The sequence below is a fragment of the Mycolicibacterium palauense genome (assembly GCF_002592005.1).
Taxonomy (GTDB): Bacteria; Actinomycetota; Actinomycetes; order Mycobacteriales; family Mycobacteriaceae; genus Mycobacterium; species Mycobacterium palauense.
The window spans coordinates 61,856-83,361 of sequence record NZ_NVQF01000005.1 but is presented as its reverse complement, the minus strand read 5'-3'; the positions used below and the strand labels follow the sequence as shown (position 1 = coordinate 83,361).

23 protein-coding genes are annotated in these 21,506 nt (G+C 70.4%); 5 read left to right on the top strand and 18 right to left on the bottom strand.

Annotation, left to right across the window (positions count from 1 at the left end; translation table 11 throughout):
* Nucleotides 1-18: 18 nt before the first annotated feature.
* Genes CSR00_RS03595 through CSR00_RS03580 form a run of 4 tightly spaced genes read right to left on the bottom strand, consistent with a single transcriptional unit; the run spans nt 19 to nt 3,864 of the window.
* Nucleotides 19-1,068 carry an NAD(P)-dependent alcohol dehydrogenase gene (locus CSR00_RS03595; RefSeq protein ID WP_099021029.1) on the bottom strand — a complete coding sequence of 350 codons (1,050 nt, stop codon included), beginning with the start codon at nt 1,066-1,068 and terminating at the stop codon, nt 19-21.
* Complete coding sequence (locus CSR00_RS03590; RefSeq protein ID WP_099021028.1) at nt 1,065-1,727, bottom strand: beta/alpha barrel domain-containing protein; 663 nt, start codon at nt 1,725-1,727, stop codon at nt 1,065-1,067. Before CSR00_RS03590 ends, CSR00_RS03595 begins: the two co-directional genes overlap by 4 nt.
* Nucleotides 1,724-3,220, bottom strand: a complete 1,497-nt coding sequence (locus tag CSR00_RS03585; RefSeq protein WP_099021027.1) for an FGGY family carbohydrate kinase — start codon at nt 3,218-3,220, stop codon at nt 1,724-1,726. The genes CSR00_RS03590 and CSR00_RS03585 overlap by 4 nt, the downstream gene beginning before the upstream one ends.
* Nucleotides 3,217-3,864 (bottom strand): SIS domain-containing protein, encoded by a 648-nt coding sequence (locus CSR00_RS03580; RefSeq protein ID WP_099021026.1) that lies wholly within the window; start codon nt 3,862-3,864, stop codon nt 3,217-3,219. Before CSR00_RS03580 ends, CSR00_RS03585 begins: the two co-directional genes overlap by 4 nt.
* Nucleotides 3,865-4,018: 154 nt before the next feature.
* Between CSR00_RS03580 and CSR00_RS03575 the strand changes: the two genes are divergently transcribed.
* A complete protein-coding gene (locus tag CSR00_RS03575; protein ID WP_099021025.1) occupies nt 4,019-4,939 on the top strand; it encodes a sugar-binding transcriptional regulator in 921 nt (306 codons plus the stop codon).
* A gap of 31 nt (nt 4,940-4,970) precedes the next feature.
* Here CSR00_RS03575 and CSR00_RS03570 read toward each other — a convergent pair whose 3' ends face one another.
* Nucleotides 4,971-5,408: a hypothetical protein gene (locus CSR00_RS03570; protein ID WP_099021024.1), complete on the bottom strand. Its 438-nt coding sequence runs from the start codon at nt 5,406-5,408 to the stop codon at nt 4,971-4,973.
* 48 nt (nt 5,409-5,456) lie between these two features.
* Nucleotides 5,457-5,741, bottom strand: coding sequence for an SHOCT domain-containing protein (locus tag CSR00_RS03565; RefSeq protein ID WP_099021023.1), 285 nt, complete (start codon nt 5,739-5,741; stop codon nt 5,457-5,459).
* 175 nt (nt 5,742-5,916) lie between these two features.
* Here CSR00_RS03565 and CSR00_RS03560 point away from each other — a divergent pair, with 175 nt between their 5' ends.
* The 3 genes from CSR00_RS03560 to CSR00_RS03550 are packed head-to-tail and all read left to right on the top strand — an operon-like array spanning nt 5,917 to nt 8,382.
* Entirely contained in the window at nt 5,917-6,411 is a 495-nt protein-coding gene (locus CSR00_RS03560; RefSeq protein WP_099021022.1) for a rhodanese-like domain-containing protein, read from the top strand.
* Nucleotides 6,412-6,466: 55 nt separating this feature from the next.
* Nucleotides 6,467-7,195 (top strand): response regulator, encoded by a 729-nt coding sequence (locus tag CSR00_RS03555; RefSeq protein WP_099021021.1) that lies wholly within the window; start codon nt 6,467-6,469, stop codon nt 7,193-7,195.
* Entirely contained in the window at nt 7,192-8,382 is a 1,191-nt protein-coding gene (locus CSR00_RS03550) for a sensor histidine kinase (protein ID WP_099021020.1), read from the top strand. Before CSR00_RS03555 ends, CSR00_RS03550 begins: the two co-directional genes overlap by 4 nt.
* Before the next feature lie 24 nt (nt 8,383-8,406).
* Here the strand turns inward: CSR00_RS03550 and CSR00_RS03545 are convergent, their stop codons facing one another.
* Nucleotides 8,407-9,078, bottom strand: a complete 672-nt coding sequence (locus CSR00_RS03545; RefSeq protein ID WP_099021019.1) for a DUF305 domain-containing protein — start codon at nt 9,076-9,078, stop codon at nt 8,407-8,409.
* A 178-nt stretch (nt 9,079-9,256) separates the two neighbouring features.
* On the opposite strand from CSR00_RS03545, the gene CSR00_RS03540 reads away from it, so the two are divergent.
* Nucleotides 9,257-9,529 carry a hypothetical protein gene (locus tag CSR00_RS03540; protein WP_099021018.1) on the top strand — a complete coding sequence of 91 codons (273 nt, stop codon included), beginning with the start codon at nt 9,257-9,259 and terminating at the stop codon, nt 9,527-9,529.
* A gap of 94 nt (nt 9,530-9,623) precedes the next feature.
* Here CSR00_RS03540 and CSR00_RS03535 read toward each other — a convergent pair whose 3' ends face one another.
* Genes CSR00_RS03535 through CSR00_RS03485 form a run of 11 tightly spaced genes read right to left on the bottom strand, consistent with a single transcriptional unit; the run spans nt 9,624 to nt 21,423 of the window.
* A complete protein-coding gene (locus CSR00_RS03535) occupies nt 9,624-10,850 on the bottom strand; it encodes a TetR/AcrR family transcriptional regulator (protein ID WP_245905811.1) in 1,227 nt (408 codons plus the stop codon).
* Nucleotides 10,847-11,671 (bottom strand): RsiV family protein, encoded by an 825-nt coding sequence (locus CSR00_RS03530; protein ID WP_099021017.1) that lies wholly within the window; start codon nt 11,669-11,671, stop codon nt 10,847-10,849. The genes CSR00_RS03535 and CSR00_RS03530 overlap by 4 nt, the downstream gene beginning before the upstream one ends.
* Before the next feature lie 34 nt (nt 11,672-11,705).
* On the bottom strand, nt 11,706-12,386 hold the full coding sequence (locus CSR00_RS03525; protein ID WP_099021016.1) for an Rv1363c family protein: 681 nt from the start codon (nt 12,384-12,386) through the stop codon (nt 11,706-11,708).
* Nucleotides 12,387-12,413: 27 nt separating this feature from the next.
* Nucleotides 12,414-13,661: an MlaD family protein gene (locus CSR00_RS03520; RefSeq protein ID WP_099021015.1), complete on the bottom strand. Its 1,248-nt coding sequence runs from the start codon at nt 13,659-13,661 to the stop codon at nt 12,414-12,416.
* Nucleotides 13,658-14,860, bottom strand: coding sequence for an MlaD family protein (locus tag CSR00_RS03515; protein ID WP_099021014.1), 1,203 nt, complete (start codon nt 14,858-14,860; stop codon nt 13,658-13,660). The genes CSR00_RS03520 and CSR00_RS03515 overlap by 4 nt, the downstream gene beginning before the upstream one ends.
* Nucleotides 14,860-16,002: an MCE family protein gene (locus tag CSR00_RS03510; protein ID WP_099021013.1), complete on the bottom strand. Its 1,143-nt coding sequence runs from the start codon at nt 16,000-16,002 to the stop codon at nt 14,860-14,862. The genes CSR00_RS03515 and CSR00_RS03510 overlap by 1 nt, the downstream gene beginning before the upstream one ends.
* Complete coding sequence (locus CSR00_RS03505; RefSeq protein WP_099021012.1) at nt 15,999-17,045, bottom strand: MCE family protein; 1,047 nt, start codon at nt 17,043-17,045, stop codon at nt 15,999-16,001. Before CSR00_RS03505 ends, CSR00_RS03510 begins: the two co-directional genes overlap by 4 nt.
* Nucleotides 17,038-18,093, bottom strand: coding sequence for an MlaD family protein (locus CSR00_RS03500; protein WP_099021011.1), 1,056 nt, complete (start codon nt 18,091-18,093; stop codon nt 17,038-17,040). Before CSR00_RS03500 ends, CSR00_RS03505 begins: the two co-directional genes overlap by 8 nt.
* Nucleotides 18,090-19,685, bottom strand: coding sequence for an MlaD family protein (locus CSR00_RS03495; protein WP_099021010.1), 1,596 nt, complete (start codon nt 19,683-19,685; stop codon nt 18,090-18,092). The genes CSR00_RS03500 and CSR00_RS03495 overlap by 4 nt, the downstream gene beginning before the upstream one ends.
* Nucleotides 19,686-20,543, bottom strand: a complete 858-nt coding sequence (locus CSR00_RS03490; protein ID WP_099021009.1) for an MlaE family ABC transporter permease — start codon at nt 20,541-20,543, stop codon at nt 19,686-19,688. It lies immediately after the preceding gene.
* 1 nt (nt 20,544) lies between these two features.
* On the bottom strand, nt 20,545-21,423 hold the full coding sequence (locus CSR00_RS03485) for an MlaE family ABC transporter permease (protein WP_099021064.1): 879 nt from the start codon (nt 21,421-21,423) through the stop codon (nt 20,545-20,547).
* Nucleotides 21,424-21,506: the final 83 nt, after the last annotated feature.

The following is a 21,506-nucleotide window of genomic DNA, read 5'->3' as shown; positions in this document are numbered from 1 at the left end:
TGTGTCGGCTCGAAGGGATCAGTTCGGGGTGACGATGGACTTGAGGCTGTCCGGGTCGGTGTCGCTGTCGAGGGCCTGGCCCACGTGCTCGAGGTCGAACCGGCCGGTGACCATGGCGTCCAGGTCGACCGCGCCCGAGGCGGCCAGGTGGATGGCCGCCGGCCAGGTGTCGGTGTAGCGGAACACCCCGGTCAGCGTGATCTCCATGTTCTGGATGTAGGCCACGGGCAGGGTGACGTCGTCGGCGCCCATGCCGACCAGCACCACCCGGCCGGCCGGCCCGACCGCCCGGATGCCGCTGACCACGGCGGGTGCCGCGCCGCTGGCATCGACGAAGGCGTCGACCTGCGGGTCCAGCGCGGCCACATCCTCGGCGGCCGGGTCGAGTACCTCGGTGGCACCGAAGCGCAGCGCCTGCGCGCGCCGGGATGCCAGCAGGTCGGACACCACGATGCGGGCCGCACCGTAGGCGCGGGCGGCCTGTGCGCAGATCACCCCGATCGGTCCGGCGCCGGCGATGAGGATCGAGGATCCGGGCGCCACCTGGGCCTTGCGCATGGTGGTGATCGCCACGGACAGGGGTTCCAGCAGGGCGGCCGCGTCGTCGGAGATGGAATCCGGTACCGCGTGCGCCATTTCGGTGTCGACGATGACGTAGCGGCAGAACGCGCCGTCGATCGGCGGGGTGGCGTAGAACTTCATCTGCGGGCACAGGTTGTAGCGCCCGGCCGTGCACTGACGGCACCGCCGGCACGGGAACTGCGGTTCCACCGCGACCCGCTGGCCGATGCGGGACGGGTCGACGGCCTCACCGACCGCGGCGATCCGGCCGGAGAGCTCGTGGCCCAGGATCATGGGTGACTCGACGACGAAATCGCCGATCCGGCCGTGCCGGTAGTAGTGCACGTCGGACCCGCACACGCCCACCGCGGCGACCTCGACGAGCACCTGGTGCGCCCCGGGTGCCGGCACCGGACGGTCCTCGATCCGCAGTTGGCCGACGCCGGTCATCACGCTGGCGCGCATGGTCGCGGGCAGCGGTGTGGCCTCGGGCACGGTGGTGGTCATGTCAGGTTCCTTTCGCTCTGGGCTCGGTCGGCCGCGGCGGGCAGCAGCGCGCGCCCCACGACCAGGGATTCGGCGCCGGCCGTGACACACAGCGGCGCAATCTCTTCGGTGACACCGCCGTCGACGATGACCGGCAGCTCGGCGGCGCAGGCCGCAACCAGGTTGAGGCGTTCCAGCGAGGCGCGGGCGGTCGATCCCGGTTCGATGAGCATCACCAGCACGCCGTCGGGAGCGGCCGGGAACTGCAGCCGTGAGACGCCGGACCACTCGCGCCAGAGGGTGATCCAGGCGCCGGCACCGCGTTCGCGGACCGCGCGCGCCCGCGCCTCGGTGAAGGCGGCCCAGGGCAGGAACACCTTGCCCGGCCGGACGTGCAGGACACCCGGCAGGGTCGAGGCCACGAAGTCGGCCGATCCGATCAGGTGCACGTCCACGCGTGCGGGCGCCACCGCGCCGGCGATCTCGGCCAGTTCGGTCAGGCTCACCCCGGCGGGCAGGCCCTCGTCGGGGGCCATCACGTCGACGTGGACGTCGAGCCCGGCGGACACCAGCGCCCGCGCGGTGTCGGTGCGTTCCTCCGGTGGGGCGGCATACACCGACCCCGCCACCATTGCGTTGACATCGCGGTGCCACCCGGCCAGCCGCGTGGAGTCGTTCACGGCGCACCCCCGGAATCCAGCAACGGCGAGGCCGCCAGTTCGCTCCAGCGGGCCCGCAGCGCGCCCAGGTCGCGTCCGGTGCGCCGCGGGGTCACCCGGTCGAGCACGCCCGGCTGCCAGCGCTTGGCCAGGTCCACCAGCGCGCCGACGTCGGCCCCCTCGGCGACCGCGGCGGCCTGCACACAGGCGCCCCGGGCGGTGGCCTCCTCCGCGTCGGGCACGCCGACCTCGTCGTCGAGCAGATCGGCGAGTAGCTGCAGCGTGGCCCGTGACCGCGCGCCGCCGCCGACGGCGAGGGCCGCGCCGTCGAGGTCGACACCGCAGCCGCGCAGGGTGTCACGGGCGCTCATCAGCGAGAGCAGCGGCCCCTCGACGAACGCGCGGGCCAGTTCCTCGCGGGTGGTGTGCGAGGTCAGGTCGGCGAACGCGCCGCGCGCGTGCGGCCGGTCCGGCTTGCGTTCGCCGTCGAGGAACGGCACCAGCACCGGTCCCCGGGCCGGCCCGGCGTCCAGTGCCAGGGCCGCCAGTCCCGCCAGGTCGGTTCCGAGCAGCCGGGCCGCGGTGTCGCCGACCCGGGCCGCGTTCAGGGTGCTCACCAGCGGGAGATAGCCGCCGGTGAGGTCGGCGACGCCGTCGACGAGGCCGGCCGGATCGTAAACCGGTGTGCGACAGGAGGTGGCGACCACACCGGAGGTGCCGATGCCGATGTACTGGTCGCCGTCGCGCAGCCCGAGCCCGAGGTAGGCGGCGTGCTGATCGCCCCCGCCGGGCCCGACGATCACATCGGTGTCCAGGCCGAGTTCCTCGGCGGCCGGCGCGCGCAGCCGGCCCGCGGCGGCGCACGGCGGGAGCACGGTGGGCAGCATCGGAGCCCAGTCCCGTTCTCCGCCGGCAAGGTTGAGGTAGTGGGTGAGCCAGGTGGTGTCGGTGGTTCGGAAGTAGCCGGTGCCCGAGGCCTCGGAGCGGTCGGTGACCCGCTCACCGGTCAGCCAGTAGGTCAGGTAGTCGTGCGGGAGAAGCATCGAGGCGGCGCGATCGACGACGCCGGGCTCGTGGGCACGCGTCCAGGCGAGCTTGGCGACGGTGAACGCCGCGGTGGGCAGCGACCCGGTCTCGGCGATCCAGCTCCGGGCCCCGATCCGCTCGACGAGGGCGGCCAGGTCCGGCGCACCGGTGGTGTCGTTCCACAGCTTGGCCGGCCGCAGCGGTTCGCCGTTGCAGTCCAGCAGGACCAGGCCGTGGCACTGCGCGGCCACCGAGATCGCGCGCACACCGACCGGGCCGTCGCAGCGGGCCAGGGCCTGCCGCACCGCGCTCACGAGAGCACGCACCCAGTCCCGGGGGTGTTGTTCGCTGCTGGGCGGGAACGCCGGCGGATGCGGGGCCCCGCCCCGGGCGATCAGTGCGCCGGTGGCCAGCTCGCGTATCTCGACCTTGCAGGACTGGGTGGACGAGTCGACGCCCAGCACAACGTGTTTCGTGCCGGCCGTCATGTCGGCACCACCGGGACCACCGGGGCCACCTCGTCTCCGGGCCGCCGCCCGCGTGCGCCGACTCCCCCGGCGGGGTGGCTGTCCACGACGTCGCCCATGGTGTGCCCGCGCAGGGCCATCGCCACCACCGCCAGCGCATCGCCCCAGGCGCCGACGGCCAGGGTGCTTGCCAGCGCGATCATGTCGCCCGGATCGGCGTCGGGGGCGGTGGGCGGCAGCGCCGCCACCGTGGACGCGGCGCGGGCGAACGGGGATCCGGGGCTTTCGGTGACGGCGACGACCTCGACACCGCGGTGCACGAGACGTTCGACCAGGTCGGTCAGTTCGCGCGACCGGCCGGTCTTGGAGATGGCCAGCACCATGTCGTTGCCGGTGACGGCGCCGATCCCGCCGTGCAGGGCGTCCATCGCGGGCAGGTAGACCGCGGGGGTGCCGCAGACCGAGAGCAGGTGGGCCAGCCGTTCGGCCATGATCCCCGACGTGCCCGATCCGGTGGTGACCACCTTGCCGGTCAGCGCCAGCGTGGCGCGCGCGATCGCGACGATGCCAGTCTCCACGCCGTCGGCCAGGGCCGCGACCGCGGCGGCCTCGCGGGCGAGCACCGTGGTGGCCAGCGACGTCAGGGCGTCGTCGTCCTGGCTCATCCGCGGTCCGCCTGCATGCGCCACCCTTTGCTCATCTGTTAGTCAATGCACTCATCTGAGTGCTTGTGACTGGGATCATGCGCCGTCTATGCTCACATGTCAACGCCCGTGCACATATGAGCATCGGTGGGCGGATCGAGCACAAGGAGGCGGTGTGGGACCCGACGAGCTGTTCCAGCGTGCGGTCATCGCACGCCGCTACTACCTCGAGGGGCGCACCCGCGTGGAGATCGCCCAGGAGTTCGGGCTGTCGCGGTTCAAGGTCGCCCGGATCCTCGACGAGGCCGTGCAGTCCGGCATGGTCGAGATCACCATCCACAATCCCGGCTCCATCGACGTGGAGCTGTCCACCGCGCTGCGCCAGAAGTACGGGCTCGAGCACGCCTACGCGGTCGCCTGCGACACCGGTGACGCCGGCGACCGCGTCGAGGCGGTGGCCAAGGCGATGGCCGAACTACTGCAGTCGATCCTGCGCGACGGCGACGTCATCGGCGTGGACTGCGGACGCACGCTGACCCACATCACCCGCTACCTGGACAGACTCCCCGGCTGCGACGTCGTGCAACTCACCGGGATGGCCGGCGAGATCGCCGCCAACGGCACCGACATGGTCCGGCGGCTCAGCGAGATCAGCGGCGGGCGCTCGTGGCCCATGTACGCACCGCTGGTGGTGCCCGACGCCCGCACCGCGGCCAGTCTCGCGGGCAACCCGCAGATCCAGGAGACCTTCCGCCGGCACGCCAAGGTCACCTGCGCGATCGTGTCGGTGGGTGCGTGGAGTTCGCAGACCTCCCAGGTCTACTCGTCGCTGTCGGACGCCGAGACTGCCGAACTGCACGACCGTGGAGTGCGTGCCGAGACCTGCGCCCTGTTGCTCGACGCCGAAGGTCGTCGCGTCCCCGGACTGGACACGCGGCGGATGGGGGTCGAGGAGGCCACCCTGCGGGCCATCCCCACCGTCGTCGCGCTGGCCACCGGCGAGGACAAGGTCGAGGCCACCCGGGCGGTGTTGCGGTCCGGCCTGGTCTCCTCGCTGGTGACCGACGCCGCCCTGGCCACGGCGGTACTCGACTGAGCAGGGTCGGTACGGCCCCGCCGCCTCGACGTCAGGGGCGCTGGGTGAACGGGGGTGTCGGCGTCGTCGGCGACTGGCCCGGTCCCCCGGGCCCCATCGGGGCACGCGGACCCATGTCGTCGGGGTCCATTCTCCCCGGCCCGTACATGCCGGGGCCCATCATGCCCGGTCCCATCATGCCCGGTCCCATCATGCCCGGTCCCATCATTCCGGGTCCCGTCATGCCCGGCCCGGTCATGCTGCCCGGACCGCCCGGACCGCCGTAGTGGACGCGGTGCCAGCGGTAGCCGTCATCGGAGTCCCGTCCCGCCATGACCCCGGCGAAGAAGATCATCGAGACGATCAGCAGCACACCGGCGACGATGCCCACCCACGCCAGCGCCTGGTACAGGCGGTGGGGATGCTCGCGGGGTGCCGGTACGGGCCCAGAGACGGCGGGTTGGGGTGTGGACTGCGGTGTTTCGGTCATCGTCGGTTCCTTACCGTGCGAATGTGATTGCGGAACGGGCCCGGCGGCCTACCGGGTGTCACCGGGTGGCGACACGGAGCGCAACGTCGCCAGGCGGCGGTGATACTCGTCGTCGTCGATCTCGCCGCGGGCGTAGCGGTCGGCGAGGACGGCCTCGGGCCCCGGATGGCGGGGTCCGACCGGATGGGGTGAGGTTCTGGCGTCGCGGGAGGTGGTCACGACACGGACCGCGATCACCAGTCCGGCGATCACCACTCCCCAGAACAGCAGGAACATCACGCTGCCCGCGATCCAGCCCCAGCCGTTCCCCCACGCCCAGTCTCCGTACATCATCCCGATCGACCCCCTTCGGTCTCCGTGGGTGCGGTCGTGCGGCGCGGGGCCGGCCGCACCGTCCAATATCCGCGCCGGGTTACGGCCACGGCAAGGGCACTTGTGCCCCTACCGGCAGTGCCCAACGTACTACCCCTAGGGGGTATGCATGTCCGCCCGGGGGTACCGTCGGGATATGCATCGGACCGATCGCGGCGGTGCCGCCACCGCCACCCACCGCGGGCACCCACGCCGTGTCCTCGCAGCGATATCCGCGCTCGGCGCAACGGTGCTGGTCGGCTGCGGTTCCGGCGACCAGGCACCGTCGGAGTCGAGCGACCCCGGAACCTCCGGGATCTCCGCCGCGAGGCTGGTCGGCCCAGCCGAGTTCGCCTCGGCGATCGCCGAGCCCGACCGGGTGACGCTCAACGTGCACGTGCCCTTCGAGGGCGACATCGCCGGCACCGATCTGTCGATCCCGTTCGACCAGATCGCCGCCAACGCCGAGAGCCTCCCCGCCGACCGCGACACCGCCCTGGCGGTCTACTGCCGTTCGGGGCCGATGAGCACGATCGCGGCCCAGAGCCTGGCCGACCTGGGCTACACCGACATCGTCGAACTGCGCGGCGGGATGCGGGCCTGGCGGGCCGATGGCCGCCCGCTGGTCACCGACCCGCCCGGAACCGGGTAGCCCGTTGTCCGGCGTCCGGGGGCTCGCCGGCCCCCGGACGGGGCACCATGGACGCATGAGTAACACGCCTGGCACGGGCCAGGGGTACCGGGCGCTGGTGGTCGACGACGAGGCGCCGCTGGCCGAGGTCGTCGCCAGCTACCTGGAGCGCGAACAGTTCGAGGCCACGGTGGCCACCAACGGTTCGGATGCCGTGGCCATCGCGCGCGAGGTGGACCCCGACGTGGTGATCCTCGATCTCGGCCTGCCCGGCATCGACGGGCTGGAGGTCTGCCGGCAACTGCGCACCTTCTCCGACGCCTATGTCGTGATGCTGACCGCCCGCGACTCCGAACTGGACACCGTCGTGGGACTGACGGTCGGCGCCGACGACTACATCACCAAGCCGTTCAGCCCGCGCGAACTGGTCGCCCGGGTCCGCGCCATGCTGCGGCGGCCGCGGTCGATGAGCGCCGCCGAGGTGCCCGCGTCGGCCGCACCCCCGCGCGTCTTCGGACCGCTGCGCATCAACACGGCGGCCCGCGAGGTGCGCATCGACGACGATCCGATCCTGTTGACCCGCACCGAGTTCGATCTTCTCGAGGCGCTGTCGGCGCGTCCGGGAGTGGTGCTGAGCCGACGGCAGCTGCTGGAGATCGTGCGCGACGGACCGTGGGTGGGCAACGAGCATCTCGTCGACGTCCACATCGGGCACCTGCGCCGCAAGCTGGGTGACGACGCCGCCAACCCCCGGTTCATCGCGACCGTGCGCGGCGTGGGATACCGGATGGCCAGCGCGCAATGACCACGGCCTCGTCGGGGCCCTCCTCGGGCATCCGGCCGCATCGGTCCCCGTGGCACCGCAACGGAATCGGCCTGCGCCTGCTGGCCGCACAGGTCCTGGTGCTGGCCGCCGGGGCGGCCACCACATGGGTGGTCGCCGCGGTCGTCGGCCCGCCGCTGTTTCGTGAGCACCTGCACCGCGCCGGCGTCCCGGCCAACTCCATGGAGGAACTCCATGCCGAGGAGGCCTACGGGTACGCCACCGTGCTGGCCATGGGCGGCGCCCTGGCGGTGTCGATGCTGGCGGCGCTGGCCGTCAGCTGGTACGTGAGCCGGCGGCTGCGTCGGTCGATCACCGAGATCGCCGCCGCCGCCACCGGGGTGGCCGAGGGCCGCTACGAGACCCGCGTGTCACCCCCGCGGCTGGGCGAGGACTTCGACGCCCTGGCCGAGGCGTTCAACCAGATGGCCGCCCGGCTGCAGGCCGTCGAGGCGACCCGTCACCAGCTCTTCGGGGACCTGGCCCACGAGATCAGAACACCGGTCGCGGTGTTGGAGGCCTATCTCGAGGCCCTCGAAGACGGCGTCCGCACACTGACCCCGCAGACCGCGGCGATGCTACGCGACCAGACCCACCGCCTCGTCCGCTTCTCCGAGGACGTCTCCGCGCTGGCCCGCGCCGAGGAGAGCCCGGCCTCGATGGTGTTCGCGCCCACCGATGTCGCCGACCTGGCCACCCGCTGCGCCGCCGCCGCCCGCGCCGGCTACGACGCCAAGGGGGTGGCGCTGCTCTGCGAGGCGCGAACACCTCTCCCGCCGCTGTGGGGTGACCGCCAGCGACTGGCCCAGGTGCTCAACAACCTGCTCGACAATGCGCTGCGGCACACGCCGGCGGGCGGCACGGTGCGGCTGTGCGCGGCGCGCGAGGGCCAGAACGACGGGACCGGCGGGACCGGCGAAAACATCGTCGTGCGCGTCATCGACACCGGCGACGGTATCGCCGCCGAGCACCTGCCACACGTGTTCGAGCGGTTCTACCGGGCCGACCCGTCGCGCAGCCGGGAGCACGGCGGGGCCGGGATCGGGCTGGCCATCACCCGGGCACTGGTGTCCGCCCACGGCGGGACGGTCACGGCCGCCAGCGCGGGCCCCGGCCGCGGGTCGACGTTCACGGTCACGCTTCCGCTCGCCGCGGCCGGCCAGCCCTGACCCCGGTGATCAAGGGGTGGGTGCTCACAGCGTTGCGAGGATCTCCTGCATGGTGGCGATCTCCTGCTGCTGACTCGAGCTGATCGACCGCGCCATCTCGACCGCGGGCGGGAACTGACCACCCTGAATCTCCATCTGCGCCATCATGATCGCACCATTGTGGTGCTGGATCATCTGGGTCAGGAACAGTCGGCTGGCCTCGACGCCCTGCGCGTTCTGCAGGGCGGACATGTCCTGCTGGGACATCATGCCCTGGCCGGGCCCCATGCCGGGCATGGTCCCCCCGGCCATTCCCGGCATGTCGTGTCCGGGCATGCCCGCGGCGGGCGCGGTCGATGCCGTGTCGACACCCCACTGGGCCAGCCAGTCCTGCATCTGCCGGATCTCCGGGCCCTGCGCGTCCTTGATGTCGTTGGCCAGCGACACCACCCGAGGGTCGATTCCCCTCTTGCCCAGGACCATGTCGCTCATCTCGACGGCCTGCTCGTGGTGGGGGATCATGCCCTGCGCGAAGTTCACGTCGACGTCGTTGTGGGTTTCGCTGCCGGCTTCCGTCACCTCGGCGGCGGTAGGGGCCGCCGAGGTGACCGGCGACGGCGAGGTCGCCTCGGCGCTGTCGCCGGAGCCGCCGCAGGCACTCACCACCAGGGCGGTGGCCAGCACCGCCGCCGCGAGTCCATACCGACTGGTGTGCATCGTGTTTCCTTTCGCAAACGGGCGGTCCCCGGCCCACGCCGAACTCACCCGGGTGAATCACGTCCAGCCTGCGCGGCACCGGTATGGGTTGGCTCGCCGTTCTACGAAGATTCGATGAAGACCGGTTCCCGGCTCGGCTCGCGCTGCGGCGCGCCCCGGCGAACCCGACAATGGGTCCATGCCCGCTTCCGGCGAATCCGACATCGCATGGACGCTGGTCGACCTTGCCCGGTCGGCGCTCACCACGGCCGAAACCACCGAGGTCTACGTCCATCTCGGTATCGGCGACTACCTCCCGGCGCTGCGTATGGTGTTCGAGGCGATGAGCCGCTCCGGCCACACACTGTCGGCGGAGATGACCGCCGCCGTGGAATCCGTCATCGCGTCGTACGGCTATGACCGGGAGCTGGGCGAATCGCTGGCCCGAATCCGGCACCGGCCGGCCTCCTGAGCCGACACCGCGATTCAGACGGTGGAGTGGCCGGTGGCCGTGACTCGAATGCCGGATGTTCGCACGCCGGCGGCGGCTTCGCCACCGCTGGGCCTCACCCGGGTTCGTGCCCGACCAGGGTGGCCTGCATGAGCCGGCGCAGCACCGGCTGCGGGGCCTGGCCTGCCCGAGCGTAGCCGTGGCGGACCAGCGGCTCGAGGTCGACGACCATGGAGAACGCGGCGTGCACGGCGAACCGGGCCTCGTTCGGCAGCAGCTCGGGGCGGGCCGCACCGAGCAGCCGCGCCCAGGCCTCGACGGTGGCGCGCTGGATGTTGTGCAGCGCGGCCCGGTCGTCGGCCGGCAGGTTGGTGCGCTCGGCGTAGTAGACGTAGGCCAGTTCGGGATCTTCGCAGGAGCGGCGCACGTAGGCGTGCACCAACCGGTCCAGCGCGATCGCGGGGCTCTCCCCGGCGGCGAGGACCTGCGACAGGTCGCCGGAGACCCGGTCGGCTCCCCGCCGGAAGGCCGCCGAGAGGATGGCGCCCTTGCCGGAGAAGAACCGGTAGAGACCCGAGGCGGCCATGGCGACCGACGCCGCGACGTCATCCATTCCGGTGTCACGGTATCCACGCTCGGCGAACAGCCGCATCGCCGCACCCAGGATCCGCTCGTACTCGCCGACCCCCCCGCTGGTGACGGCGGGCGAGTGCGGAGCGCCCGACGGCGCGGCGACGCACGGAACGTCGGTGTCGCGGATGTCATCGGCGATCCTGGACAACGTGGTGTGGATACGGGCCGTGGGCAACCGGGCCCGGTGGTCGGTGATGCTGCCGATCACGCTGAGCACCGCCGAGGACAGCATCAGCCGTTCCCGCGTCGACAGTGCCGGACGCAACCGCGCGAGGACCCGCTGTAGCCGGGCGTTGACGCATTTGATCTGGGCGTCGAGGACCGCCTGGTCGTCGGCATGGAGGTAGCGGCGTTCCCACCGGTACAGCCCACCGCTGCTGCGGTTGGTCACCGTGGTCTCGACCAGCGCCGACACCGCGCGGTCCCACGCCTCCTCGGCCGCGACACCGTCGGCACCGTGCTGGTCGACGAACGCGGTGCAGGCGAGCAGCTTCTCGCTCAGGCCCAGCACGGACGCCCGGAACAGTTCGTACTTGCTGTCGTAGTGGCGATACAGGGAGGCGGCCGTCACGCCGACCCGACCGGCGAGGTCCTGCATGCTCACGCCGTGATAGCCGAGTTCGCTGAAGGATTCGGCCGCCACCCGGGCGATCTGGTCCTTGCGGTCTCGCGGGCGGCGACGCCCCACGACGGTGCGTTCGGGGTTCACCCTCCGCCGTATCCGCCGCGCAGCACCGGGCTCAGGACGCCGAGGGGGATGTGGGCCTGCACCGTGCCGCCGTCCATCGACCACTGCATGAGACCCGGTGTGTAGTCCAGCGGGGTGTCATGGGCCACCGGATAATCCGGCATGTAGAGGACGAGTTCGTCGGGGGTCAGCGCCCAGGCACGGTAGCCGCCGGAGTAGACGTTCCGCGGTGTCCAGCGCTCCGCCAGAAACGGATAGGAACCCGGCTGGTGCTGCGGCGGGGCGCGGTCGAGAGCCTGGACCACGAACGGTTCGGCCAGGGGCGGGATAGCGGTGAGCGGGTCCACCCCCGGCTTCACCAGATCGGCCAGCTGCAGTTGCCGTCCGGTGGCGGTGTCGAACGTGAAGGTGCGGTAGGCGTTGTTGAAGTCCGGTCCGTCGGCGTGATACGTCTCGCGGAACACCGCCGAGACAGTGCCGGCCCGCCGGAAGATCTGGTAGTTGGCCTCGCCGAAACTGTCGGCGACCATCGAGGCGCCCGCCCGGCGCCAGTTGCCCACCAGCGTCGTCAGGTAGTCCCGCAGGACCGGGCCCGCGGCGGGGTCGTCGATCAGCTCGGCGGGCACCGCCACCTTGATGTCGCGCAACGCGTTCCGTTCCGAGAGAACCGAGGTCCGGCAGTACGTCTCGTCCCACGTACCGCCCAGCCCGGCACAGAACGACGCGGCGGTGGCGGCGGCCGCGGGCGGGTTCAATGCCGCCGCGGCGGCCATCAGCGCCAGCGCCGCCAGACCGCCGAGCCGCCTGAGCGCCTTCGAACCCCTCGAACCCGTCAAACCCATAGAAGCCATAGAAGCCATAGAAGCCATCACAGGATCAGGGGAGTTCCACTTTGCCGGCGCGCCAGCGTCCGTCGACGTATTTCATCGTCATCTTGATCCGGCTCCGGTCGATGCGCGGGTCGGGGACACTGGCGTTGGAGACCGACTGGTCGACGAACAGCAGCACCACCACCGTGTCCCGGGATTCGGACTGGATCGCCGATTCCACGACGACGCCGTGTGCGGTCGCCTTGTTGTCGATGAGCAGCTGGCGCAGCTGCATGCTGGACTGGGAGTACATGTCCTTGAACTCGCCGGTCGCCCCGTCGAGCACCTGGTCGAAGTTCTCGTCGACCTTGGTGGAGTCGATGCTGGTCAGAATCTGGGCGTAGCGGACCGCGGCGGCCTGTGCCTGCTCCCCCGCCCGCGTGACCTGGTGTTCCCTCCACAGCGTCCATCCGAGGAAACCCGAGGAGGCCAGGGCGGCAAGGAAGATCGCCGCCAGAGCGGCGGCCAGCACGCGCCGCGGCCAGCGGCGGCGCGCCGGGGCCGGCTCCTCGGTCGGCTCGGCCGGGTCGTCGGCGGTCTCGGCGGGACCGGCGTCGGCGTCTGTGGCGTCGTCGGGGTTGGCGTCGGCGCGGTTGGCGTCGTCGGGGTTGGTGTCGTCGGGGTTGGTGTCGTCGGCCATGGTGTCGTCGGTGTCGGAGTGGTTGCGGGTCGTCACGGTCACGGTCATCTCCTCGGGAACGGTGCCGGGCTCGGGTCAGCGCGGCGGGTCGATCGGCGGTGGGCCGCCATAGGTCGTCGGAATCGAGTAGCGGCCCTGGGGTGTCGGGTCGGTCATCCGACCCAGGTCGGCGCCCGGTGGCGGTCCCGCGGTGTCGTCGCCGGCCGGTCGCGGCGCGTTCCTGGCGCCCCGGACCAGGACGCCCGGGTGGTCGTCGCGGCAGTAGGTGTACATGAACGGTTCGGGGTAGTCCGCCGACGACGGTGGCCGCCGCGGCGTCCCGTAGTCGCAGGAGTACCGCGGGTAGATGTCGCCGGTGGCCCACAGGCCGTTGTCGTGCATGGTGCTGCCGATGGCGTCCAGCACCGAGGTGCGGTCGTCGGGGAACAGGGCGTGCAGCGCCGGCACCCGTAGATAGAGCAGCGGCGCGGTGCTGGCGAGGCTGCCCAGCAGCTGCACCATCGTGTCGGAGTTGTCGGTGAACAGGTCGTCGACCGCCGCAAGCGCACCGGGGCCCTGTTCGGTCAGCCGCCGGAAGCCGTCCCGCATCCTGTTGACGCCGTCGAAGGTCGCGCTCAGGTTGTCGGTGGCCACCGCGATCCCGGCATTCTTGTCCGCGGCCAGGTTCAGCACCACCCGGCTGGTCCGCAGGACGCTGGCCGTCTCGGGCAGCACCGAGTCGAGGGTGGACAGCAGGAACGTGCCACCGTCGATGATGTCGGCGAGCTTCTGCGGGCCGGCCTTGCTCAGGCTCAGCTCCCGCCTGATGAGCAGGAGCTTGTCGGGATCGACCTGGGCCAGGGCGCCGTCGGCATCGGCCAGCAGCTGCGCCAGGCTGACCGGGACGGTGGCCCGGCCCAGGGCGATCACGCTGCCGTCGCTGAGGTAAGGCTCCGAGGACGAATCGGCGACGAAGTCGATGTACTGCTCGCCGGCCGCGGACAGCCCGGAGACCCGGACGGCACTGGAGGCCGGGATCGGCACCGAGGACCTCACGTCGACCACGGCGTCGACGTCGTCCGGGGTGATGTCGAGCCGCTCCACACGTCCGACCGCGACACCGCGCAGCGTCACGTCCTGGTTCGGCAGCAGACCCGCCGACTCGGGCAGTTCGACGATGACCCGGTAGCTCGACTCGAAGGGATTCACCCGCAACGCACCGAAGAGCAGGTAGGCCGCGGCGACCACCAGGGTCAGCACCAGCGCCGCCGCCGACAGCCAGGCACGCCGGCGGTGCCCGGCCCGCACCAGGCTCACGGCCCTGCCGGCCAGTTCGTCGATCATCGCGGCGCCTCGGCGGGCAGCGGAGGCGGCGCCGGGAGCACCTGGCCGGGTTCGGTGGGATGGGGCTGCACGGGCACCTGCGGCACCGCCGGCCCCTTGCCCACGATCCGCTCCTGCAACCGGAACAGAGTGTACTTCAACGAGCCCACGAGTTGATGCCAGTTGTAGCGCTTGGGCCCGTGCAGCCCGGTGTCACCGGCGAAACCGATATCCGGGATGGAACCCAGCACCAGTCGGTCGATGCTCACCCGGGTGGAGATCGCATTGCTCGACATCGATTTGACGAAGGGCGGCATCAGCCTGTTCAGCGAGTACAGCGTGGCGTCGGGGGCCAGGGCCACCTCGTTCCACGCCCGCGCGATCTCGTTGGCGTCGGCGATCACACTGCGCCCGCTGGTGTCCGTGCCGGCGATCGACGGGAACTTTCTGAGCTCTTCGGTGGTGGCACCGATCTGTTCGACGAGATCGGCGACCTGCGTGGTGTGTGATGCCAGGGTCTCGGTGGCGGGGCCGGCCTTCGACATGACGTCGCCCAGTTCGTCGTTCTTGGCCTCGATCCGGCTCACCAGCCTCGAGGTGTCGGTCAACGCCGTCGAGATCTGGTCCGAACGCGCGTTCAGCGTTCCCAGCGTGTCCGTCGTCTTGGCGATCAGGGTGCCGAACGCGTCACCTTGATCGCCGGTCGCCTTGCCCAGGCCGTTGACGATGTTGGTGAAGTTGCGCACCGCACCACCGTTGATGAGGATCGCCGCCGAACTGAGCACCGACTCCACCGTGGCCGCCGAGGTGGTGTGTTCCAGGCCGATGGTGTCGCCGTCGCTCAGCAGCGGCGCGTTCGCCTCGACGGTGGCCGGCGGCTTGATGGCCACGAACACATCGCCCAGCGGTGTCGCCGAACGCAATTCGGCCGTGCTGCCCTGTGGAAGCTGCACGCCGTCCATGATCCGCAGGGTCGTCACCGCGGTGTAGTTGCGGGCGGTCATCGACTCCATCTGCCCCACATCGGCCCCGGCGAGCTTGACCTTCGCGTGGGCGGGCAGGTTCAGCGCGTTGGCGAAGACGGCGGTCAGCGTGTAGCCGCCGCTGCCGGACCCCGGCGCCGGAAGGGGCAGGTCCGCCAGTCCCTCGGTGGCACAACCGGACACCACCAGCCCGGCCGTGATCACCAGTGCCAGTACGCGGGATACGTTTCGGGGCATCACTTCTGCCCCATCGCGGCCATACCGTCGAGCATGTAGGACAGCCCGAAGTCGGGCCCGAAGTCCTGCAGAGTTCCGGTGCTGCACCCCAATTGCCGCAGTCCCATCATGTTGCACACCTCTTTGACGGTCTGGGTCTCGAACAGCACCTTGTCCACCAGCACGTGCACCCGGACCGAGCCGTTGGTCTGGTCGATGGCGTTGTAGAGGTTGTCCAGCGTCATCGGCGTGAGGTCGAGGAACTCCTCGAGGTCGCGGCTGTGGTCGACCGCGGTTCTCAGCGCGGTGTTTCCGTTGAGGACGATGTGTTCGACCTCCTCCCGGTGGGTCCGCAGCACCTCGCCCACCTGGTTGATCACGTCCGTGAGCTTCTTTCCGGTGGTGCCCGAGCCCAGGTCCTCGTCGGCGACGACCTGGCTGAGTTGGCGGACCGTCGAGCCGAATTCCCGCAGCGTCTGGTCGTTGTCGGCGGCGGACCGCATCAGCGAACTCAGGTTGCGGATGATGGTGGTCAGCTGGTCGCGGGTGACCTCGCCACGGTTGGAGCTGAGCCGCAACGCCTCGGACAGCTCCCCCAGCGCGTCCTTCATCTGCTGACCGTTTCCGTCGGCGATCGCGGCGCTGGCGTCGACCAGGTCAGCCACCGGCCCGTTTCCCTTGCCGTCTCCGCTCAACGACTTCGACAGCTTGTCCAGGACGTCGAGGACCCGGGCGAACTCGATGGGCGTCGTGGTGCGGTTGAGACCGATGGTGTCGTGGTCCTGCAGGGTGGGCCCCTGCCTGTACGGGGGGGTCAGTTCGATCTGCCGGTCGGTGAGGATCGAGTTGGAGATGGTGACGGCTTTGACGTCGGCCGGGACGCGCACGTCCCCGTCCACGGTGAACTCCACCTCGACGTACCCGCCCCTGGGGGTGATCGCGGTGACCTCGCCGACCGGCATGCCCAGTACCGCAACGGGATTTCCCACATAGAGGCCGGCCGCACTGTCGAACTGCGCGGTCACGTGCAGCACGTCGATCCTGTCGGCAATCTTGTCGGCGAGGTAGTGCCACCCGACGGCCACGACGGCACCGGCGGCCAGGATCGCGGCCAGACCCACAGCGACGAGCTTGGTCGTGAACCTGGATCCGGACGGTGTCATTTGCAGTCCTGGAAGTACTGGATCATGCCGAACTGCTTGGCGCGGCCGCTGATGGCGCACATCCACGAGTCGACCAGCAGGCCGTTGCTGGCGTTGAGGTCTACGGCGTTGCCGGATCCGGTGGCATTGGCGATGCCACGCAGGGCGACCGGACCGGACTGCAGGATGCTGCGCAGCAGATCGTCGTGCTGGCCGACCATGTCGGAAAGCTCGCGGAGGTTGGTCAGGGTCTGCTCCAGCTCCGGGCGGTCGTCGATGACGATGCCGCTCAGTGTCTCGACCAGGTCGGTGAGGGCGGCCATCATCGCGCGGAAGGAGGCCTGCCGCATCACGAACTCCCCGATCAGGTCGTTGCCCTGGTTGACCAGCGTCCCGATGTTCGACTGTTGGCGCCGCAGCGTGTTGCTGACCTGCTCGGTGGTCTTGAGCAGGGAGCCGAGCTGGTCGCGGCGGTCGGCCACGATCGTCGACAGGGTGTGGGTGTTGGCCAGCGCCTGCGGTACCACCGCCGGCAGCCCCGACATCTGCTCACCCAGGATGCCCAGGGTCTCGGCGAAGGCGTCGGAGTCGACCTGCTCGTAGGTGGTCGTGACATCGGCCAGTGCCTCCTGCAGGTCGTAGGGCACCTCGGTGTGATCCAGGTCGAAGGTGTTGTCCGGCAGCGATCCCGATCCGGCCGGGTGCAGCGCGAGATAGCGGGAGCCGAGGATGGTCGTGATCTTGATGGTCGCCCGCGAGTCGCCGCCGAGCGCGACGTCGCCGCGCACGCGCAGGTCGGCCTCGACATGGTCGCCGGCCAGCCGCATCGCCGTCACCTCGCCGACCGGAATCCCGGCGACGGTGATCGGATTGCCGGTCTTGAGCGCCGCCGCCTGCGCGAAGTGGGCGGTGTAGTGGCGGTAGCCCACCCCGGCCACCCTGACGATGAGCAGGGCGCCGATCAGTACCGCCACCACGGCGATCGCGGTGACACCGAGCCAGACCTTGTTGCGGCTCTCCAGCGGGGTACGCCAGCGCTTGCGGGTGGATTTCTCGTCAGCCATCGGCGTTGTTCCTGCATCTCGGTGAATATGCGGTGCCCTCGCCGGGCGAGGCGGCGTCGACGATGATCGGCACCACGTCGTTGAGGCCGGGGAAGAAGCCCGTGGCATTCAGGTCGCACGCATAGGCGTTGGCGTAGGCGCCCTCGTTGGTGATCCGCGCGAATCCCTTCAGCAGCAACGGCAGGTTGGCGCCGGTGAAGGCCAACTGTGGCTCGATCCCGACGAGATGTTCGGCGAAGCCCGGTTGCCGGGTCACCAGTTCGTTCAACGACGGGTAGACGTCGTCGGCGATGACCGAGAGTTGCTGCACCACACGGGAGATCGAGCCCATCGAGGAGACCAGATCGGGCCGGCGCGCCTCGAACGTCGACACCGTGCGCTGGGCCTCGTCGATGATCTGGTCCAGGTCGCTGTTGTAGGTGGCGAGGTTCTCCATGACGGCGTTGAGGTCGGTGATGACCGCGCCCAGCTCCTCGTCCTGGCCGGCGATGGAGTCGGTGAGCTGCGATGTCTGGGTGACCAGCGCGGCGATCGACGCCCGGTCGCCCTGCAGCGACTGGATGACGCCCTTGGTCAGGTTGTCCGCATCGCGGGGGTTGAGCACGCTGAACAGCGGCTCGTAACCGTTGAGCAGGGTTCCGACGTCGAAGGACGGGTCGGTGCGTTCGACGGGGATCACGCTGCCCGGCGGCAGCAGGCCGCGGTCGCCGATGCTGCCCAGCGACAGGCCGAGATAGCGCTGGCCGACGACGTTCTGGTAGGTGACCGAGGCGACCGTGTTCCCGAACATCTGCTGGTCGTTCTGCACCACGAACGACACCCTGGCCAGATCGCCCCGGAGTTCGATGTTCTCCACGCGCCCGACGCGCACCCCGGCCATCCGGACGTCGTCGCCCTCCCGGAGTCCGAAGACGTCGGAGAACATGGCCGCATACGGCAGCGTCCCGCCCGCGACATCGCGGCGCAGCGTGACGTAGACCAACCAGGTCAGTGTCACGGCGACGACCATGAACAGTGACAGACCGATCAACGCGCCACGGTTTTTCATCGCGTCCCCTCCCCCGTCGGCGTGCTCGCCACCGACACGGTGGTGCCCCGGGCGACGGGGCCCAGCAGCAGCTGGGTGGCCGCCGTCGCCGGCCGCCCGGTGACAACGCTCAGGGCGGCGCGCTCCTGTTCTCCGCCGACCGGTCCGACGTTGCCGCCGAAGGACGCGGGGGCGGGCTGAGCCGCGGCCGGCGGAGCGGGCGCCGGGGCGCCGGGTTTGGGTGCCACCGGCGCCGGCGGCGACAACGGCACCGGAGGTGGGGGCGTCGGTTCCAGGGCGGGGTTGGCGGTGCCGGGGACCGGTGCCGAGGGCGGCATCCACGGTGGCAGTGGTGGATTCGGGTCCGCCAGGCTCGGGTTGGGGTCGATGTAGGGCGGACCGACCGCGACCAGATTGCCGTTGGCGCCCAGCACCGTTCCCGGTGGTGGCGCGAGATCCCTGGGTGGTTGGTAGTTCTGCGGTAACAGTACGTCGGGCAGTTCGGGTCGGGTCGGCACCAGCGGCGCGGTGTAGCAGCTGGGTCCCACCAGTTCGCCGTAGCGCGGGCAGTCGGCGCGGGTGTAGCTGTAGGTCGGGGTGAACGACAGGTTCACCCGCAGGTTGCTGGCCGCGTTGTCGGGCAGCCAGACCTCACGGAAGAACTTCTCCGAGAGCCGGTTCAGCTTGACGAAGGCCGGCACGAAATGATGGGCCGTCTGCGAGATGGCGCCCAGGGCGGGGGTGAGTTCTGCGCTGATCTTCACCAGCTGATCGGAGTGGTTGCGAAAGGCCGTGTGCGTGGTGTCCATCGTGGTGACGCCCCCGCTGATCAGGTCCGTCAGCGCGGCGCTCTGGTCCACCAGGGTCTGCATCGGCTGCACCGCCTTGTGCAGGGCGTCGACCAGCTCCGGTGCCGTCTGCTGCAGACCCGTGGTGACGTCGATCAGGGCGGAGACGGTGGTCTGGTCCGGGTCGGTGGCCACGATCGCGTCGAGCTGGTCGAGCAGGCGATTCAGTTGCGCCCCGCTGGCCAGCAGTTCGGGCCGGCGGTTCTCGGTGGCGGCGTTGACCGCCGCCAGGATGCCCACCGTCTTGTCCTCGCGACCGCGTCCGGTCGCGGCCAGGATGTCGCGCAGCTTGCTGATCGTCGTCTGGAAGAGCACCGTCGGCAGCTCGGTGTCCTCGGGGATCCGCGCGCCCGCCGCGATGGGCACGCCGGGGCCGGGTTCGACGGGGGAATCGACGAGCTGCACCGAGGACACCGCGAAGACGTTGCTGGGCACCACGCGTGCGGTGACCGACCCCGGGATCGATCCGGCGTAGTGGGGATCGAGGTTGATGTGGACGTAGTTGGGGTTGCCGTGCGCGGCCGGGGTCACACTGTCGACCATGCCGACCAGGACACCGTGGTACTTGACGTCGGAACGCTGGGGCAGGCCGTCGCCCACGTTGACCAGGGTCGCCACCACCCGCACGTAGGGGTCCAGGCGGCCGGTGGCCTTGACCAACAGTGTCACCGCGACCAGTGCCGCCACGGCCAGCACGGCCAACCCGCACACCAGCAGCTGCCGATCGGAGGGCCCCCGCCCGTCTGACTCGAATGAATTCCCCACTCAGCCACCGAACCTCGCACCGGAGTCCACCGTCCACAGGGCCATGGTCAGCAGCATGTTCACGACGATCACGACGGTGATGCTCGCGCGCATGGCATGCCCGGCGGCCACGCCGACCCCTTCGGGACCGCCGGAGGCGTAGAAACCGTAGTAGCACTGCACCGTCGAGGCGATCCACACGAACACGATGGCCTTGAGCAACGAGTAGACGATGTCCGGTCCGGCCAGCATGAGCGTGAAGTAGTGCAGATACGAGCCGTTGGATCCTCCGCTGATGACCTGCACGACGAGCTGCGTGGTCAGGTAGGAGACGGCCAGGCACAGCGCGTAGAGCGGGATCACCGCCACCACCGAGGCCATCAGCCGGGTGGTGACCAGGTAGGGGATGGGGCGGATCGCCACCGCGTCCAGCGCGTCGATCTCCTCGGCGATGCGCATCGACCCCAGTTGCGCGGTGAACCGGCACCCGGCCTGGGTCGCGAAGGCCAGCGAGGCCGCGATGGGTGCCAGCTCGCGGGTGTTCACCAGTGACGAGATGATGCCCGTCGCCGGGCCGAGCCCCAGCAGGTCCAGGAAGTTGTAGCCCTCGATGCCGACCAGCGCACCGACGGTGATGCCGAGCACGACCGCCACCCCCGCGGTGCCCCCGCCGACGACCAACGACCCGTTTCCCCAGGCGATGTCGGAGAGCAGCCGGACGAATTCACCGCGGTAGTGACGCAGCGCCACGGGGACCGCGAGCACGGCCCTCCAGAAGAACGACAGCATGTGTCCGAGCCGGATGATCGGCGCCGTGACCTTTCCGGACGCCCGGACCAGGGGCGCCAGCAACGCCGGCCGATAGGTGGAGGCCGCCACGTCAGAGCCCCACCCGGGGAAAGAGCATGATGTAGAGCTGGCTGATCGCCACGTTGACGACCATCAGCAACAGGATGGACTCGACCACCGCCGCGTTCACCGAGTTGGCGACGCCGGTGGGCCCGCCCACCGTGGACAGTCCCTTCTGGCATGCCACCACGGCCACGATGGCACCGAAGACGACCGCCTTGACCAGGGCGACGATCAGGTCGCCGGTGGTGGCGAAGGAGGCGAACGTCGCGACGAAGCTGCCCGGGGCGCCGTTCTGGAAGTAGACGTTGAACAGATAGCTGGCCAGGAAGCCGACGAAGCACACGACCCCGGTCAGCGCGACACCGATCATGATCGCCGCCGCGAAGCGCGGCACCACCAGTCGCCGGATGACCGAGACGCCCATGACCTCCATGGCGTCGGTCTCCTCGCGCATCTTCCGGGAGCCGAGGTCGGCGGTGATCGCCGAGCCCACCGCCGCGGCCATCAGGATCGCGGCGGTCAACGACGCGGCCTGCCGGATCACCGCCAGGCCGCTGGCGGCCCCGGCCAGCGAGGTCGCCCCGACCTGACCGGCCAGCAACGCGAACTGGATGGACAGCGTCACACCGATCGGCAGTGCGACCAGGACGGTGGGCACCACCGCGGTGCCGGCCATGAACGCGCCCTGGCGGATGAACTCCTGCCATTGGAACCGGCCGGTGAGCAGGTCGACGAAGAAGTACTGCAGGGTGCGCACGCCGAGCACGAACTGATCGCCCACCGTGGCCAGGGACGCCAGCGGATGACGCCTGACGTAGCCGGTGGCCCACTGCTCGACGGTGTCGAGGCCGCCCGGTTCGGTGCCGGCGGGAACCCGTCCGCTCTGCTGTGCCGTCCGCGACGTCATCGGCGACATGCGCGCACACGCAGTAGTCGGACCCGCACAGCCATTCCTCCAGTGGACGAAACCAGTTGCCGGCACCAGTTGCC